The organism is Pseudomonas sp. AP3_22 TE3818 (genome assembly GCF_053628995.1).
Window position 1 is genome coordinate 619,242 of sequence record NZ_JBRJHL010000001.1, and the last position, 15,624, is coordinate 634,865.

Here is a 15,624-nt window from a genome sequence, read left to right on the forward strand (position 1 = left end):
GAGGCGGCTGTGACATTCCATGACCCTGCCGCATGCCAAAGCATAATTCAAAGGAAACACCCATGAGCGCCAGCACCACTGCAACCCTGCGTCATGACTGGTCTTTGGCCGAAGTCAAAGCACTCTTCGTTCAGCCATTCAATGACTTGCTGTTTCAGGCGCAGACGGTGCACCGTGCGCATTTCGACGCCAACCGCGTCCAGGTCTCGACCCTGTTGTCGATCAAAACCGGCGCCTGCCCGGAAGATTGCAAATATTGTCCGCAGTCCGGTCACTACAACACCGGCCTGGAAAAAGAAAAACTGATGGAAGTGCAGAAGGTCCTCGAAGAGGCCGCGCGCGCCAAGGCCATCGGTTCGACCCGCTTCTGCATGGGGGCGGCGTGGAAGCACCCGTCGGCCAAGGACATGCCGTATGTTCTGAAGATGGTTGAAGGCGTGAAAGCCCTGGGCCTGGAAACCTGCATGACCCTCGGCCGCCTGGATCAGGAGCAGACCGAGGCGCTGGCCAAGGCCGGCCTCGACTACTACAACCATAACCTCGATACATCGCCGGAGTTCTACGGCAGCATCATCACCACCCGCACCTACAGCGAGCGCCTGCAAACCCTGGCCTACGTGCGTGAGTCGGGGATGAAGATCTGCTCCGGCGGCATCCTCGGCATGGGCGAGTCGCTGGACGACCGCGCCAACCTGCTGATCCAGCTGGCCAACCTGCCGGAGCATCCGGAGTCGGTGCCGATCAACATGCTGGTGAAAGTCGCCGGTACGCCGCTGGAAAATGCCGACGACGTCGACCCGTTCGATTTCATCCGCATGCTCGCGGTCGCGCGCATCCTGATGCCGCAATCCCACGTGCGCCTGTCCGCCGGCCGCGAAGCCATGAACGAGCAGATGCAGGCTCTGGCGTTCTTCGCCGGTGCCAACTCGATTTTCTACGGCGAGAAACTGCTGACCACCGCCAACCCGCAGGCCGACAAGGACATGCAACTGTTCGGGCGCTTGGGGATCCTGCCGGAAGCCCGCGAAGAGCACGCCGATGAAGTGCATCAGGCGGCGATCGAGCAGGCGCTGGTGGAGCAGAAGAGCAGCGAGCAGTTCTATAACGCCGCGGTTTGAGTCCATCACCGCCTTCTTTGGTTGGAATGCAAAACACTTGTAGGAGCTGGCTTGCCAGCGATAGCGGTCTGTCAGCTGATGGCTATGTCGAACCTGATGCCCTCATCGCTGGCAAGCCAGCTCCTACAGGTTCGGTGTCTACCTTGATTGTTTGTCCGAGGCCTGCATGTCTTTCGATCTCGCCGCACGCCTTGCTGCCCGTCGTGCCGAAAATCTCTACCGCCAGCGTCCGCTGCTCGAAAGCCCGCAGGGGCCGCAAGTGGTGGTTGATGGCCAGCCGTTGCTGGCGTTCTGTAACAACGACTACCTGGGGCTGGCCAATCATCCACAAGTGATCGAAGCCTGGCGTGCCGGCGCTGCGAAGTGGGGGGTGGGCGGCGGCGCCTCACATCTGGTCATCGGCCATAGCGCCCCGCACCATGCCCTGGAAGAAGCCTTGGCCGACCTGACCGGCCGCCCGCGCGCGCTGCTGTTCACCACCGGTTACATGGCCAACCTCGGTGCGGTCACGGCGCTGGTGGGGCAGGGTGATACGGTGCTCGAAGACCGGCTCAATCATGCGTCGCTGCTCGACGCGGGGCTGTTGTCCGGCGCGCGGTTCAATCGTTATCTGCACAACGACCCGGTGAGCCTGGCCAAACGCCTGGAAAAAGCCACCGGCAATACCCTGGTGGTCACCGACGGCGTATTCAGCATGGACGGCGATATCGCCGACTTGCCGGCACTGGCCCGAGAAGCCAAGGCCAAAGGTGCCTGGTTGATGGTCGACGATGCCCATGGTTTCGGACCGTTGGGCGCCAATGGTGGCGGCAGCGTCGAGCATTTCGGTTTGAGCCAGGAAGACGTTCCGGTGCTGGTCGGCACCCTCGGCAAAGCCTTCGGTACGGCGGGCGCCTTTGTGGCCGGCAGCGAAGAGCTGATCGAAAGTTTGATCCAGTTCGCCCGGCCTTACATCTACACCACCAGCCAGCCACCGGCGCTGGCCTGCGCCACGTTGAAAAGCCTGGAACTGCTGCGCAGCGAACACTGGCGCCGCGAGCATTTGCAGACGCTGATCCGCCAGTTCCGCCAGGGTGCCGAACAGATCGGCCTGGAACTCATGGACAGCTTCACACCGATTCAGCCGATCATGGTTGGCGATGCCGGGCGCGCGGTGCGTCTTTCGCAAATGCTGCGCGAGCGCGGGTTGATGGTGACCGCGATTCGCCCGCCGACCGTGCCTGCTGGCAGCGCCCGACTGCGGGTCACGCTGACGGCTGCCCACAGCGAGGCCCAGGTGCAGCTATTGTTAAACGGACTGGCCGATTGTTTTCAACAACTGCAGCCGGAGCCAAGCCATGCGTGATCGTTTGATTCTGCTGCCCGGCTGGGGTCTTGGCGTTTCACCGCTGGAGCCTTTGGCTGCGGCTTTGCGCGGCCTGGACGAGCACTTGCGTGTCGAGATCGAGCCGTTGCCCGACCTGGAGTCGAGCGATCTTCAAGAGTGGCTCGATGAGCTTGATGCGACGTTGCCGCAAGACGCCTGGCTGGGCGGCTGGTCATTGGGTGGCATGCTCGCCTGCGAACTGGCGGCCCGGCGTGGCGATCGCTGCTGCGGCGTGTTCACGCTGGCCAGCAACGCGTCTTTTGTCGCGCATGAACACTGGTCGGCCGCCATGCCTGGGGAAACCTTCGATGCGTTTCTGGCGGGATGTGCAACCGATCCGCGCGCGACCTTGAAACGCTTTTCGCTGCTCTGTGCCCAAGGCGCCGAAGACCCGCGCGGATTGTCGCGGCTGTTGCTCGCCGGCGCACCGAACACGGCCGCGCCAGTGCTGCTGAGCGGTCTGCAAGTACTTGCGCAATTGGATACACGGCAGGCAATGCAATCGTTCCGCGGTCCACAACTGCATCTGTTCGCCGGCCTCGACGGGTTGGTGCCGGCGGAGGCGGCGGGCGATTTACTGGCGTTGCTGCCGGATATAGAAATCGGTCTGATTGAGCAGGCCGGCCACGCGTTTCTTCTGGAAGATCCCCACGGTGTGGCGGGGGCGATCCAGGCCTTTTTGCATGAGTCCGGCGATGACTGATTTATCCCTTCCCAATCTGCCCGGCGGCTTGCCCGACAAACGCCAGGTCGCTGCATCTTTCTCCCGCGCGGCGCAAAGCTACGACAGCGTGGCCGAGTTGCAGCGTGATGTCGGCAGCCAATTACTCAGGCGCTTGCCGCAGGATTTTGTACCGCAGCGTTGGTTGGATCTGGGCTGCGGCACCGGGCATTTCAGTCGTGCTTTGGGTGAGCGGTTTGCGAGCAGTCACGGTGTAGCGCTGGATATCGCCGAGGGTATGCTCAACCACGCCCGGCCGTTGGGTGGTGCCACACATTTCGTGGCGGGCGATGCCGAGCGTTTGCCACTGCAGGACTCGACCTGCGACCTGATCTTCTCCAGCCTGGCGGTGCAGTGGTGTGCGGACTTCGGCTCGGTGCTCAGTGAAGCTTATCGAGTGCTGAAACCGGGTGGCATTTTTGCGTTTGCTAGTCTTTGTACAGGGACGTTGTTTGAACTGCGCGACAGCTGGCGACAGGTCGATGGCATGGTGCACGTCAACCGCTTCCGGGAGTTTGGTGTTTATCAGCAGTTGTGTGCGGCCAGCGGCTTGAGGATGGTCAGTCTGCAAAACCTTGCGCATGTGCTGCATTACCCGGATGTGCGCAGCCTGACCCATGAGCTCAAGGCGCTGGGTGCGCACAACCTCAATCCCGGGCGCCCGGGTGGCTTGACCGGCCGGGCGCGGATTCTGGGATTGATCGAGGCTTATGAGCAGTTTCGTCAGGCCCGAGGCCTGCCGGCCACTTATCAAGTGGTGTACGCCATTTTGGAGAAACCCTTATGAGCGCAGCCTATTTCATCACCGGCACGGATACGGATGTCGGTAAAACCACGGTCGCTGCGGGGCTGCTGCATGCGGCGCGCTCGGCGGGGTTGAGCACGGCGGCGGGCAAGCCGGTCGCTTCCGGGTGCGATGTGACGCCCAAAGGCCTGCGCAACGCCGATGCACTGGCTTTGATGGCGGAGTGTTCGCTGCCGCTGACCTATGCACAGGTCAATCCGGTGGCCTTCGAACCGGCCATTGCCCCCCACTTGGCGGCACGGGAGGCGGGCGTGGCGTTGACGGTGCAGTCGTTGCTGGCGCCGATGCGGCAGATTCTGGGCCTGCGGGCCGACTTCACCCTGATCGAAGGCGCTGGCGGCTGGCGCGTACCCTTGGCGGATCAGGACAATCTGTCGGACCTCGCCATCGCATTGCAGCTGCCGGTGATCCTGGTGGTCGGCGTGCGTCTGGGGTGTATCAGCCATGCCTTGTTGACCGCCGAAGCGATCGCCCGGGACGGTTTGCAACTGGCGGGATGGGTGGCCAACATCATCGACCCGAAGACCTCGCGACTGGAGGAAAACCTCGCCACCCTGGCCGAGCGCCTTCCGGCGCCGTGCCTGGGGCGTGTGCCCAAACTCAAGGCCGTGACGGCAGAAGCCGTGGCCGAGCACTTGCAACTGGATCTGTTGGACTGACGTTTGGCAATGTGGGCTTTGCCTATGGCAAGGCACTGTGCCATTAGTGTTTTTGACGGGCGTTTTGCCGGCCACTCTGCTTCAATGGTTGTTGTTGATCCTTTGAAAGGACGAGTTCTCCCATGGAAATCTCAGGAAACACCGCTTTTTATGCCGGTCTGAGCACCCTTCAGACAGGGCAGAACCGAGTCGATCAAGCCGCCGGGCAGATCGCCAACACCACCCTCGAGCGTTCGCTCACCAGCCAGTCCTCCGAGGCGCAGGTCGATCGTCTGCGATCGGTTGATCGCAGCCAGCAATCGGACCTGGCCAGCAACGTGGTCGAAATGGCCCAAGGCAAGATTCAGGCGGAGCTGGGCGTGAAAGTCGCCAAGGCCGCCGATGAAGTGCTTGGAACATTGATCGATACCTACGCTTGATTCCTAGCCGAATCCGCACCTTCCAACGCCGCGCCTGTTCGCGGCGTTTTTGTACGTAAGTCTTTCTTGCTCAACTAATCTTTTCAGGGTGACGGGCTGCTTCGGCAGCGCGGCGGCGGTGTCGTGTGCCTGACTGTTCGATCCCTGCGATGACGAACGGCAAAAGATCGACGCTTGACAAGATTTGGGCGTAAACGTATGTTTCAAACAACTGTTTGATCGCAACAACAAATCAATGCGGTCGTTCATTCCCGGTTACATCAGCAGAGGTTTATCGCTATGCCTGACTACAAGGCCCCCTTGCGTGATATTCGCTTCGTTCGTGACGAACTGCTCGGCTACGAAGCGCACTATCAGAGCCTTCCGGCTTGTGCCGACGCAACTCCGGACATGGTTGACGCCATTCTTGAGGAAGGCGCCAAGTTTTGTGAGCAGGTACTGGCTCCGCTGAACCGTGTGGGCGACCTCGAAGGTTGCACCTGGAGCGAGTCCGGCGTTAAGACGCCGACTGGCTTCAAGGAAGCCTACAAGCAATTCGTTGAAGGCGGCTGGCCGAGCCTGGCTCATGACGTCGAGCACGGCGGCCAAGGCCTGCCGGAATCCCTGGGCCTGGCCATCAGTGAAATGGTCGGCGAGTCCAACTGGTCGTGGGGCATGTACCCGGGCCTGTCGCACGGTGCGATGAACACCATCTCCGAGCACGGCACCCCTGAGCAGCAAGAGGCTTACCTGACCAAGCTGGTTTCCGGCGAATGGACCGGCACCATGTGCCTGACCGAACCGCACTGCGGCACCGACCTGGGCATGCTGCGCACCAAGGCCGAGCCTCAGGCCGACGGTTCCTACAAAGTCTCCGGCACCAAGATCTTCATCTCGGCCGGTGAGCACGACATGGCCGACAACATCGTCCACATCGTACTGGCCCGCCTGCCGGATGCACCGGCTGGCACCAAAGGCATCTCCCTGTTCATCGTGCCGAAGTTCCTGCCGAACGCCGATGGCTCGGTTGGCACGCGTAACGAAGTGTCTTGCGGTTCCCTGGAACACAAGATGGGCATCCACGGCAACGCCACCTGCGTGATGAACTTCGACGGCGCCACTGGTTTCCTGATCGGCCCGGCGAACAAAGGCCTGAACTGCATGTTCACCTTCATGAACACCGCTCGTCTGGGTACCGCGCTGCAAGGCCTGGCCCACGCCGAAGTCGGTTTCCAGGGCGGCCTGAAATACGCTCGCGACCGTCTGCAAATGCGCTCGCTGACTGGTCCGAAAGCGCCGGACAAAGCCGCTGACCCGATCATCGTGCACCCTGACGTACGTCGCATGCTGTTGACCATGAAGGCGTTCGCCGAGGGCAACCGCGCGATGGTTTACTTCACCGCCAAGCAGGTCGATATCGTCAAGTACGGCGTGGACGAAGAAGAGAAGAAGAAAGCCGACGCACTGCTGGCGTTCATGACGCCGATCGCCAAAGCCTTCATGACCGAAGTCGGTTTTGAGTCGGCCAACCACGGCGTGCAGATCTACGGCGGCCACGGCTTCATCGCCGAGTGGGGCATGGAGCAGAACGTTCGCGACAGCCGCATCTCGATGCTGTACGAAGGCACCACCGGCATCCAGGCACTCGACCTGCTGGGCCGTAAAGTGCTGATGACCCAAGGCGAGGCTCTGAAAGGCTTCACCAAGATCGTCCACAAGTTCTGCCAGACCAACGAAGGCAACGAAGCGGTTCAAGAGTTCGTCGCGCCGCTGGCTGCACTGAACAAGGAATGGGGCGAGCTGACCATGAAGGTCGGTATGGCCGCCATGAAAGATCGCGAAGAAGTCGGCGCGGCCTCCGTGGACTACCTGATGTACTCCGGTTACGCCTGCCTGGCCTACTTCTGGGCTGACATGGCGCGTCTGGCTGCCGAGAAACTGGCTGCCGGCACTTCCGAAGAGGCGTTCTACACCGCCAAGCTGCAGACTGCGCGCTTCTACTTCCAGCGCATCCTGCCGCGTACCCGTACTCACGTCGCAACCATGCTGTCGGGCGCCAACAACCTGATGGACATGAAAGAAGAGAACTTTGACCTGGGCTACTAAGTCCTGACGCAGTCCTTTAAAAGCAACCGCCGCTTCCTCCGGGAGCGGCGGTTTTTTTTTGCGCTGTGCTCAGGCCTTGATCACCATGGCGTCGGATTCAGGGGGCCGACGCCAGTCGGGGTGGTCGCGCCTTCGCCATTACGTATGAACGGCAGGTGCCAGAAGTCGTTAGGTACCACCGGATCGCCAGGCTTGACGCCTTCCGGAAAGATGAACTCGAACACCGGCGCCACATACTGTCCGGCAATCAGCCCATTGGCGACGGTCAGCCGGCCCGCATTCTGGATGCAACTGTCCACGCCGGCCTGGGACAGGCTTTGCTGTGGAACGCAAAGTGACCGTGCAACGACGCGCAAGGTACGTGTCGGCTGGCTAAGCAGCCCGGCGGGCGCTTTGGTCGCACGTAGTCTGGCGCGTTGTGGCTGAGGACCGGTGTTCTGTGTGGTAATGCCGCCCGAGGCTCCCAGGCAACTGACCGCAAGGCCCAGCGCAGGGTTGCATTCACCCGTCATCTCATAGGGGGTAATCCAGCGATTGGTTTGCACGCCCGTCGATGGATTGACATCTATCAGGTAAATGTCGACTGGGGTCTTGATGTCGGTGGTCGAGGCTTCAAGGAAAATCCGGTCCTGCGTCTCCTGGGCTACTCCGTTGATGGCCGTTGCGGCCGGGTCGGCCGTGCCGATGCCAAATTCCCCGATAGCCAGGTAGCTGGGCTGCGAACCCGGTTGAGTGTAGATCCCGACATTCGCCTCGATCGTGTGTGCAGAGACAAAGTCCGGGAGGCCCGTTGTTGCTGACTTGAACAGAGTACCGGACCAACTGATGAAGTCGCCGACTTCGAAGGGGGCCTGTTGGTTCGGATCGGGGTCCGTCGCCGTGCGTGTCGCATCGCTGAATCTCTTCATGACGTACTGGCTGCAATAGACCTGGCCCACCGCTGGACCCGATAGCTCCCCGCTGGCCGGAGGCGTGACGCCGGCCTGGCTGAAGTTGCGGCAGTTGTTGGTCGTGGTCGGGGTGACCACTTTTGGCCGGTTTTTCTGTGGGCAGAGCGCATCGTCCCCGGAGATCGTGCGCGGCACGCACATCGGGTAGCCGGTGGCGGCATGGATGGTCGGGTTGGCATCATCGACGGAGAAACGTGGGTCGGGGCTTTGGGCGCGACCAAAACGTCCGTTCGGGTCGTTGATCTGAATGATCGTGGGTTGCGTCGGGTTTCCGCTGTCAACTTCGAGGTTGCCATTGGTGTAGTCGATCCGGGTGATGACACCGCTCCCGGCGTTGACTGATTGCTGGGAGACAAAGATCAGCCCGGCAATCTGCTTGTTGGAGACGGTATTGCCTACCACATGGATCTCGAACGAGGGATAGGCCGCCGGAGATTTTCCGAGCGCCAGGGTTCCACCCCTGACGAATTCGGCCCAGGTCAGGGTGTTGGCCGGCATCTGCATAACGGTGTTGCAAGGGACAACAATCGTGACGCCGTTCAACTGAACGGTCCCCCCAAAGCGGCCCGGGTCGCTGGTATTGGGGCAATTCGTATTGGTGGTGTCCAGGGTCATGTTCTGGATAAAGCCGGTAACGTCAAACCCATGAATCGCAGTCGGGTTTGTAAAAATCGGATCGGGCAGTGTGGGTGTCGTGAACGGCGAGGGTAAGCCCGGGGGCTTTGCAGTCCCGCCACCACCGCCACCGCCGCCACCCGCTCCGTTTTTGGCAAATGCATCTCCACCACCACCTATGACCAGCGCGATGGCGACGGCACCGGCGAGCAGAACATGGCGACTGAAGATGCCGTTGAATCGTTTGTGAGGCAGCAGCGGTATCGCGAGCGTTTTTTCGAACAAAGATAAGCTCATGGCTCACTCCAGAATCTTGCAGGACCAATTGCCGGCCAATCGAGATCACAGATCTGCTGATGCGCTTGATCCTGCGCAAGAGAAACGCAAAGCCGTGAGTGTCGAACGGGGGCTCGATCCAGCGGAGTCAGTGCCTGTGTAAGGTCGACACTTGCCGTTCGGATGCTTTCACCTGCGTGCGTCGGCCGGTTACGGACGCAATCGCGAGAGACATTTCCTTGAGCCTGAGGGGCACATAGCAGTAGTCGTGCCTGATTGACACAATCGCTTGTCAGTCAGCAAACATGCGGGCTGCGCTGAAGTTGGTGATATACACATAGTTGAGTGTTATGTGGTTAACACCAAAATAGGTGGGGATATATACCCAAGTTTGGAGCGCTGTGAAAACTTTAGGTAAGTGTGTCTCAATGAATGGTGGTTGAGAAGTGTTGCCTATTAAATACTACTAAAGTCGCAGGTGTGCAAGAGGGGTCTTGAAGAAAGGGTGAGAAAGTAGTCTTGTGTGGGAGTTATAAATAAAAAGACAATAGCTAGCGCAGTGCAACTTGCGCACGAATGGTTGTTGTATGTCTGGGTGAGATTTTTATTGGCTGGCGATGCGGAGTTTCAGGGTTTTTTAAAGTGCCGTTTACATCGCGGTGGTTGGAGGAGCAAATACTCTGCCAACTTCAAAAAAACGCGTCTGGTGCCGTTGTGCCCTTTAAAATCTGGCTTTAGAGGCCGTTGGTGATCGCCAGGTACTGGCTGTCCGGGGAATGTCACCCAATAATGGGTAAAGTTTAACCAGAACTGAGGAATAGTGCGCAGTTGCTGTTATTAGTAGGGTTTCTTGATTCGTTTTAATTAAAAAATATTGAAATTTTCCTGCTGAAATGTTTTGTTACGTCTAGAGTTTCGTGAGGCGCTAACCAGTGCTGCGAAATATCATTGTTTAAGAATGCCTGAGTCACGAGAGTGCTTTGCCAGTTAGGTCTCGCATTGCCCATGTAACTTAAAGTTGATGTGGTTATTCGAGCGAACAGCAAGATTCATGGCGATGAGCTCATCTCGCAACAGGGTAACCGCGGAGCCTGACTACTCCGTACTGAATCGGGAACGTCGTCATGTTTAAGTATTTGAGCATCTTGCGAACCACCTGTTTGGCCCGGGCGATGGCGATGACTCTCTTCGTCACCGGCCTGCCTGTCATGAACGTTTGGGCCGCTGATCCGGTAGCGGTCGATCCGCCCGTGCCGGACGTGCCCACTGTGCAATCGCTGCGTGGGCTGCTCCCGCCCGACCCATCGGGAACCGAAGGCGGACGCAAAGTCGACCTGATGACCGACTACGTGCTCAATCGCTCGGCGGCAGTGCTTCTGGGCAAGGCACTGTTCTGGGACATGGAGATCGGCAGTGACGGTTCCACGGCTTGCGCGTCATGTCACTTCCACGCGGGCGCCGATCACCGCACCACCAACCAGATCAACCCCGGCCAGGCGAACACCAACGCGAACGTCTCGTCGATCTTCAACAAACCGTTCACCGCCTCGGACATTCCGGGTGACGTGCCGAGCTACACCACCAAATCAGGAGGCAAGGGCGGTCCGAACTACCTGCTGAAGAAAAGCGACTTCCCGACCCATGTGCTGGCAGATCCCCTGGATCGCAATTCGGCAATTATCTACTCGACTGACGATGTGATCGGCTCGCAAGGCGTGTTCGACGCCAACTTCGTCAAGCCCCATCAGGCGCGTTTCGACAAATGCATTCAGCAACCGGACGGCATCTTCCAGGTGGGCGGGATCAATGTTCGCCGCAGCACCGGACGCAACGCACCCACGGTGATCAACGCCGCGTTCAACGTGCGCAACTTCTGGGATGGCCGGGCCAATAACGTCTTCAACGGCTTCTCACCGTTCGGCAATCGCGACCCTGACGCCGGGATTTTCGTGACCAGCGATCGCAGTGGCGTGGCGACCAAAGTCAGGTTGGCGCTCAAGGATGCTTCCGCCGCCTCGCAAGCGGTAGGGCCACCCGGCAGCCCGGTGGAAATGTCCTGCGGCGGGCGTACCTTCGCCGACATCGGCCGGCGCATGCTCGACACCTTGATGCTCAAGCAGCAGCGGATTTCATCCACTGATTCGGTGCTCGGGCCGGTATCCGGTGCCCGTCGGCCGACGTACCGTGAACTGATCAAGAACGCGTTCCAGCCGCGCTTGTGGAATGCCACGCAGCAGGTCTCGCTGGGCGGCGCGCCATACACCCAGATGGAGGCGAACTTCCCGCTGTTCTTCGGGCTGGCGATTCAGATGTATGAGTCCACGCTGATCTCGGACCAGGCACCGCTGGATGCCTATTTGCAGGGCGATCACACCGCCATGAACAGCCAGCAGGTCCAGGGCATGAACCTGTTCCTGGGCAAAGGCAAGTGCGTCAATTGCCACGGCGGCGCGGAGTTGACCAACGCCGGCAGCCGCTTGCTGTTCCATCCTCGGGAACGTATCGAACGGATGGTCATGGCCGACAACCTGACCACACTCTATGACAACGGCTTCTACAACACCGGGGTGCGCCCGACCTCGGAAGACCTGGCACTCGGTGGCTCGGATGCGTGGGGTAATCCGTTGTCTTTCACCCGTCAGTACAACACCGTACTGAAGGGCGGCACGATCCCTGACCCGCTGGACGTCGACGTGTGCACCTTCGAAGCGCGTTTGAGCCCGGCCATCCCTTGTGATGCGACGCTCAAGCCCAATGTCGATTTCCGCGACGCGGTCGATGGCGCCTTCAAGACACCGACCTTGCGCAACATCGCATTGACCGGCCCGTACTTCCACAACGGCAGTCGCGCAACGCTGCAGCAAGTCATGGAGTTCTACAATCGTGGCGGCGATCGGCGTGGCGAGGATGCCAGCAACACCAGTGGCTTCGAGCACCCGGCGGTCAATCAGCACAACGGCTCGAACCTCGACCCGGACATGACCCGGCTGAACCTCACCCCGGATGAAGTGGATGCGCTGGTCAAGTTCATGGAGGTCGGGTTGACCGATCCTCGGGTGGCGTGGGAACGGGCGCCGTTCGATCACCCTTCGCTGGTACTGCCTCAGGGCGAAAAGGGTGATGAAAACTCCGTCGGGCAAAAACCGGCCAGTCCGAAGATCACGACGAGGCAGGCGCAGGACGCCGACATCCAGCTCAGACCGGTCGGTGCCGAAGGTCGCACACGTCTGGAAGGTCCGCTGCAACCGTTCAACAACGACCTGTAACCGTATTTCCCCTTGCGCCGCTGGCATCTGATGGATGCCAGTGGTGCCCTTTTACAAATACCTCAGTATTTCACTCAGTAAATCGGGGTCTCTGCCGTTACAGTAGTGGGCACATTGCCATCTATTGATCTGACGGGTCGGAGCTTTACCCTTGCCGCGCTCATCTGCTGTACGTTTCAGTCATTTCCTGCCGTCATTGCTGCTGTTGCTGGCGGGGCTTGCGGCTGCGTACATCAAGGATCTGAACGTCTTTTTCACCTCGCTGTTCAACGTGCTGCCTACCCTGGTGTTGTTGCTCGGTGGCGCCTATTGCGCGGTGTACCGACGCCAGCGTGAACTGTTTCTGATGGTCACGGTGTACATCGCCTACTTCCTGCTCGACACCCAGACCGACTATTACCGCGACAACGGCAAGGTGCGTGACGATGCCGCCGTGGTCTTTCACCTGTGTTGCCTGCTGCTGCCATTGTTGTATGGGGTATTCGCGGCGTGGCAGGAACGCACCCATCTGTTCCAGGACATGGTGGCGCGATTCGCCGTATTGCTGGCGGTCGGCAGCGTGGCGCTGGGGCTTGAGCAAAGTTATCCACATGCGCTGCTGATCTGGTTGTCGGAGATTCGCTGGCCCGCCTTGCATGGCGCCTGGATGAGTCTGATCCAGTTGTCCTATCCGGTGTTCATTGCCGCGTTTGTGCTGCTGACCTGGCAATACTGGCGCAACCCGCGACCGCTGCATGCCGCGCAACTGGTGGGATTGCTCGGATTGTTCTGGATGCTGCCGAAGACCTTCATCCTGCCGTTCACGCTGAACATCATGTGCAGCCAGGTGATGCTGATGATCGCCGCCGCCGTTGCCCACGAAGCCTATCAAATGGCCTTCCGCGACGAACTGACCGGGCTGCCGGGCCGCCGTGCGCTGAATGAACGCATGCAACGGCTGGGGCGCAACTACGTGTTGGCCATGAGCGACGTCGACCACTTCAAGAAATTCAACGATACCCACGGTCACGATGTCGGCGACCAGGTACTGCGGCTGGTGGCCAGCAAACTGTCGAAAATTGGCGGTGGCGGTAAGGCGTATCGCTATGGCGGTGAGGAATTTGCCCTGGTGTTTGCAGGCAAGACCCTCGAAGAGTGCATGCCGCACCTGGAAGTCATCCGCGAGTCTATTGCTACGTACAACATTCAGCTGCGTAATCAGGAAAACCGCCCGCAGGACGACAATCAGGGGCGCCAGCGGCGTGCCGGTTCCGGTGCGTCGAGTGTATCGGTCACGGTCAGTATCGGCGTTGCCGAACGGATCGATCAACGAACCCCGGAAGAGGTGCTCAAATCCGCTGACCAGGCGCTCTACAGCGCCAAGGGCGCCGGGCGTAACTGCGTGATGGCGTTCGGGCAGAACCGCCGCGGCGCCGTGCGCATGGACGCCGCTATGGTTGAGTGATGATCGCGCATTCAGCGACTGGACATTGATTGTGGCGTAGTGTCGGCGGCAGTAGGTTGGAAAAAACTGCCGACGGAGAATGACCATGCCTGAGTACAAAGCTCCCTTGCGCGACATGCGCTTTCTGATCGACCACGTCTTCGACTTTCACAGTAACTACGCTGCGCTGGGGGCCACCGATGCCAGCCCGGACATGGTCAATGCGATCCTCGAAGAAGGCGCGAAGTTCTGCGAAAACGTGTTGTCGCCGCTCAACCGCAGCGGCGATGAAGAAGGCTGCCATTTCGACAACGGCGTGGTCACCACGCCCGCGGGCTTCAAGCAGGCCTTCGCCCAATATGTCGAGGGCGGCTGGCATGGCCTGGCGGCGGACCCGGTTTACGGCGGTCAAGGGTTACCGATCTCTCTGGGCCTGGTCATCAGCGAGATGGTGGGTTCCAGCAACACCTCGTGGGGCATGTACCCCGGCCTGACCCACGGTGCGATGTCGGCGATCCACGCCCACGGCACCGAGGCGCAGAAGCAGACCTATTTGAAGAAGCTCACCGCTGGCCAATGGACCGGCACCATGTGCCTGACCGAAGCCCATTGCGGCACCGACCTGGGCATCATCAAGACCCGTGCCGTGCCAGCGGCCGATGGCAGCTATGCAATCTCCGGCAGCAAGATCTTCATCTCTGCGGGCGAGCACGACATGAGCGCCAACATCGTTCACCTGGTGCTCGCCAAATTGCCGGACGCACCGGCCGGGACCAAAGGTATTTCGCTGTTTATCGTGCCCAAGTTCCTGCCCGACGCGGCGGGAGAAGCGGGCGAGCGCAACGGCGTGTCCTGCGGCTCGATCGAACACAAGATGGGCATCAAGGCTTCCGCCACCTGCGTGCTGAACTTCGACGAGGCCAAGGGCTTTTTGATCGGCGAGCCGAACAAGGGCCTGAACTGCATGTTCACCATGATGAACCACGCGCGGTTGGGCACGGGCATGCAAGGTCTGTGTCTGGGCGAGGCGAGCTTCCAGGGCGCAATCAAATACGCCAACGACCGTTTGCAGATGCGCTCGCTGACCGGCCCGAAAGCCCCGGAAAAAGCCGCCGACCCCATCATCGTGCACCCTGATGTGCGGCGGATGTTACTGACCATGAAAGCCTTCAACGAAGGCAACCGCGCGCTGACCTACTTCACCGCACAGTTGCTCGACGTTGCACACCTGAGCCCGGACGAAACGGCGCGCCAGGATGCCGAAGACCTGCTGGCCTTCCTTACACCGATCTGCAAAGCCTTCATGACCGACACCGGCCTGGAAGTGACCAACCATGGCATGCAGGTGTTTGGCGGCCACGGGTTCATTCGTGAGTGGGGTATGGAACAACTGGTACGCGACTGCCGGATCGCACCGATCTATGAGGGCACCAACGGCATTCAGGCACTGGACTTGCTCGGGCGCAAGGTACTCGGCAGCCAGGGCAAGCTGCTGCGCGGGTTCACCAGGATCGTCCACAAGTTCTGTGCGGCGAACGCCGAACATCCACAACTGGCCGGGCATGTGGCGCAGCTCAATCAACTGAACCAGCAGTGGGGCGAGTTGACTACCAAGGTCGGCATGGCGGCGATGAAAAACCCGGACGAAGTCGGTGCCGCGTCGGTGGATTACCTGATGTACAGCGGTTACATCATCCTTGGCTACCTGTGGTTGCGCATGGCGCTGGTGGCTCAGGCGCAGCTCGATGCTGGCAGCGGTGATGCCGGCTTCTGCAGGGGCAAACTGGCGACCAGCGAGTTTTACTTCAAGCGTCTGTTGCCACGCACCGCCGCTCATCGGGCGGCCATCGAAGCGGGGAGTGATTGTCTGATGCAACTGCCGGCCGAGATGTTTGCGCTCTGACACCTACCCTGTAGGAGC

General features: G+C 60.1%; 11 protein-coding genes. 10 read left to right on the top strand and 1 reads right to left on the bottom strand.

Translation table 11 applies throughout. From position 1 onward, the window contains the following. Positions 1-62: 62 nt before the first annotated feature. The 7 genes from bioB (at position 63) to AB7M25_RS02970 (ending at position 7,173) form a co-directional block, all read left to right on the top strand. Complete coding sequence (gene bioB, locus AB7M25_RS02940) at positions 63-1,118, top strand: biotin synthase BioB (RefSeq protein WP_007980348.1); 1,056 nt, start codon at positions 63-65, stop codon at positions 1,116-1,118. Between the two features lie 166 nt (positions 1,119-1,284). Further along, on the top strand, positions 1,285-2,463 hold the full coding sequence (bioF, locus tag AB7M25_RS02945; protein WP_429386613.1) for an 8-amino-7-oxononanoate synthase: 1,179 nt from the start codon (positions 1,285-1,287) through the stop codon (positions 2,461-2,463). Next, entirely contained in the window at positions 2,456-3,187 is a 732-nt protein-coding gene (locus tag AB7M25_RS02950) for an alpha/beta fold hydrolase (protein ID WP_429560395.1), read from the top strand. Before bioF ends, AB7M25_RS02950 begins: the two co-directional genes overlap by 8 nt. Next, positions 3,180-3,992 (top strand): malonyl-ACP O-methyltransferase BioC, encoded by an 813-nt coding sequence (gene bioC / locus AB7M25_RS02955; protein WP_429517773.1) that lies wholly within the window; start codon positions 3,180-3,182, stop codon positions 3,990-3,992. The genes AB7M25_RS02950 and bioC overlap by 8 nt, the downstream gene beginning before the upstream one ends. Next, complete coding sequence (gene bioD, locus AB7M25_RS02960) at positions 3,989-4,669, top strand: dethiobiotin synthase (RefSeq protein ID WP_429386619.1); 681 nt, start codon at positions 3,989-3,991, stop codon at positions 4,667-4,669. Before bioC ends, bioD begins: the two co-directional genes overlap by 4 nt. Positions 4,670-4,791: 122 nt before the next feature. Beyond that, the gene (locus AB7M25_RS02965; protein ID WP_454236962.1) at positions 4,792-5,088 is read left to right on the top strand and encodes a pyrroloquinoline quinone biosynthesis protein PqqE; all 297 of its coding nucleotides are present in this window, start codon (positions 4,792-4,794) and stop codon (positions 5,086-5,088) included. A gap of 279 nt (positions 5,089-5,367) precedes the next feature. Then, a complete protein-coding gene (locus AB7M25_RS02970; protein WP_429391649.1) occupies positions 5,368-7,173 on the top strand; it encodes a phenylacyl-CoA dehydrogenase in 1,806 nt (601 codons plus the stop codon). An 80-nt stretch (positions 7,174-7,253) separates the two neighbouring features. Here AB7M25_RS02970 and AB7M25_RS02975 read toward each other — a convergent pair whose 3' ends face one another. Further along, positions 7,254-9,035 carry a hypothetical protein gene (locus AB7M25_RS02975; RefSeq protein WP_454236963.1) on the bottom strand — a complete coding sequence of 594 codons (1,782 nt, stop codon included), beginning with the start codon at positions 9,033-9,035 and terminating at the stop codon, positions 7,254-7,256. Between the two features lie 1,157 nt (positions 9,036-10,192). Here AB7M25_RS02975 and AB7M25_RS02980 point away from each other — a divergent pair. The 3 genes from AB7M25_RS02980 (at position 10,193) to AB7M25_RS02990 (ending at position 15,606) form a co-directional block, all read left to right on the top strand. Then, positions 10,193-12,280 (top strand): cytochrome-c peroxidase, encoded by a 2,088-nt coding sequence (locus AB7M25_RS02980; protein ID WP_454236964.1) that lies wholly within the window; start codon positions 10,193-10,195, stop codon positions 12,278-12,280. Between the two features lie 151 nt (positions 12,281-12,431). Beyond that, the gene (locus AB7M25_RS02985; RefSeq protein ID WP_104450023.1) at positions 12,432-13,724 is read left to right on the top strand and encodes a GGDEF domain-containing protein; all 1,293 of its coding nucleotides are present in this window, start codon (positions 12,432-12,434) and stop codon (positions 13,722-13,724) included. 85 nt (positions 13,725-13,809) lie between these two features. After that, on the top strand, positions 13,810-15,606 hold the full coding sequence (locus tag AB7M25_RS02990) for an acyl-CoA dehydrogenase C-terminal domain-containing protein (RefSeq protein ID WP_454236965.1): 1,797 nt from the start codon (positions 13,810-13,812) through the stop codon (positions 15,604-15,606). Positions 15,607-15,624 lie beyond the last annotated feature (18 nt).

Bases quoted from the DNA above. Each gene is read 5' to 3' on its own strand.
- AB7M25_RS02980 (WP_454236964.1), top strand. From the start codon at position 10,193: ATGACTCTCTTCGTCACCGGCCTGCCTGTCATGAACGTTTGGGCCGCT.
- AB7M25_RS02965 (WP_454236962.1), top strand. From the start codon at position 4,792: ATGGAAATCTCAGGAAACACCGCTTTTTATGCCGGTCTGAGCACCCTT.
- bioB (WP_007980348.1), top strand. From the start codon at position 63: ATGAGCGCCAGCACCACTGCAACCCTGCGTCATGACTGGTCTTTGGCC.
- AB7M25_RS02990 (WP_454236965.1), top strand. From the start codon at position 13,810: ATGCCTGAGTACAAAGCTCCCTTGCGCGACATGCGCTTTCTGATCGAC.
- AB7M25_RS02975 (WP_454236963.1), bottom strand. From the start codon at position 9,035: ATGAGCTTATCTTTGTTCGAAAAAACGCTCGCGATACCGCTGCTGCCT.
- AB7M25_RS02970 (WP_429391649.1), top strand. From the start codon at position 5,368: ATGCCTGACTACAAGGCCCCCTTGCGTGATATTCGCTTCGTTCGTGAC.
- bioC (WP_429517773.1), top strand. From the start codon at position 3,180: ATGACTGATTTATCCCTTCCCAATCTGCCCGGCGGCTTGCCCGACAAA.
- bioD (WP_429386619.1), top strand. From the start codon at position 3,989: ATGAGCGCAGCCTATTTCATCACCGGCACGGATACGGATGTCGGTAAA.
- bioF (WP_429386613.1), top strand. From the start codon at position 1,285: ATGTCTTTCGATCTCGCCGCACGCCTTGCTGCCCGTCGTGCCGAAAAT.
- AB7M25_RS02950 (WP_429560395.1), top strand. From the start codon at position 2,456: ATGCGTGATCGTTTGATTCTGCTGCCCGGCTGGGGTCTTGGCGTTTCA.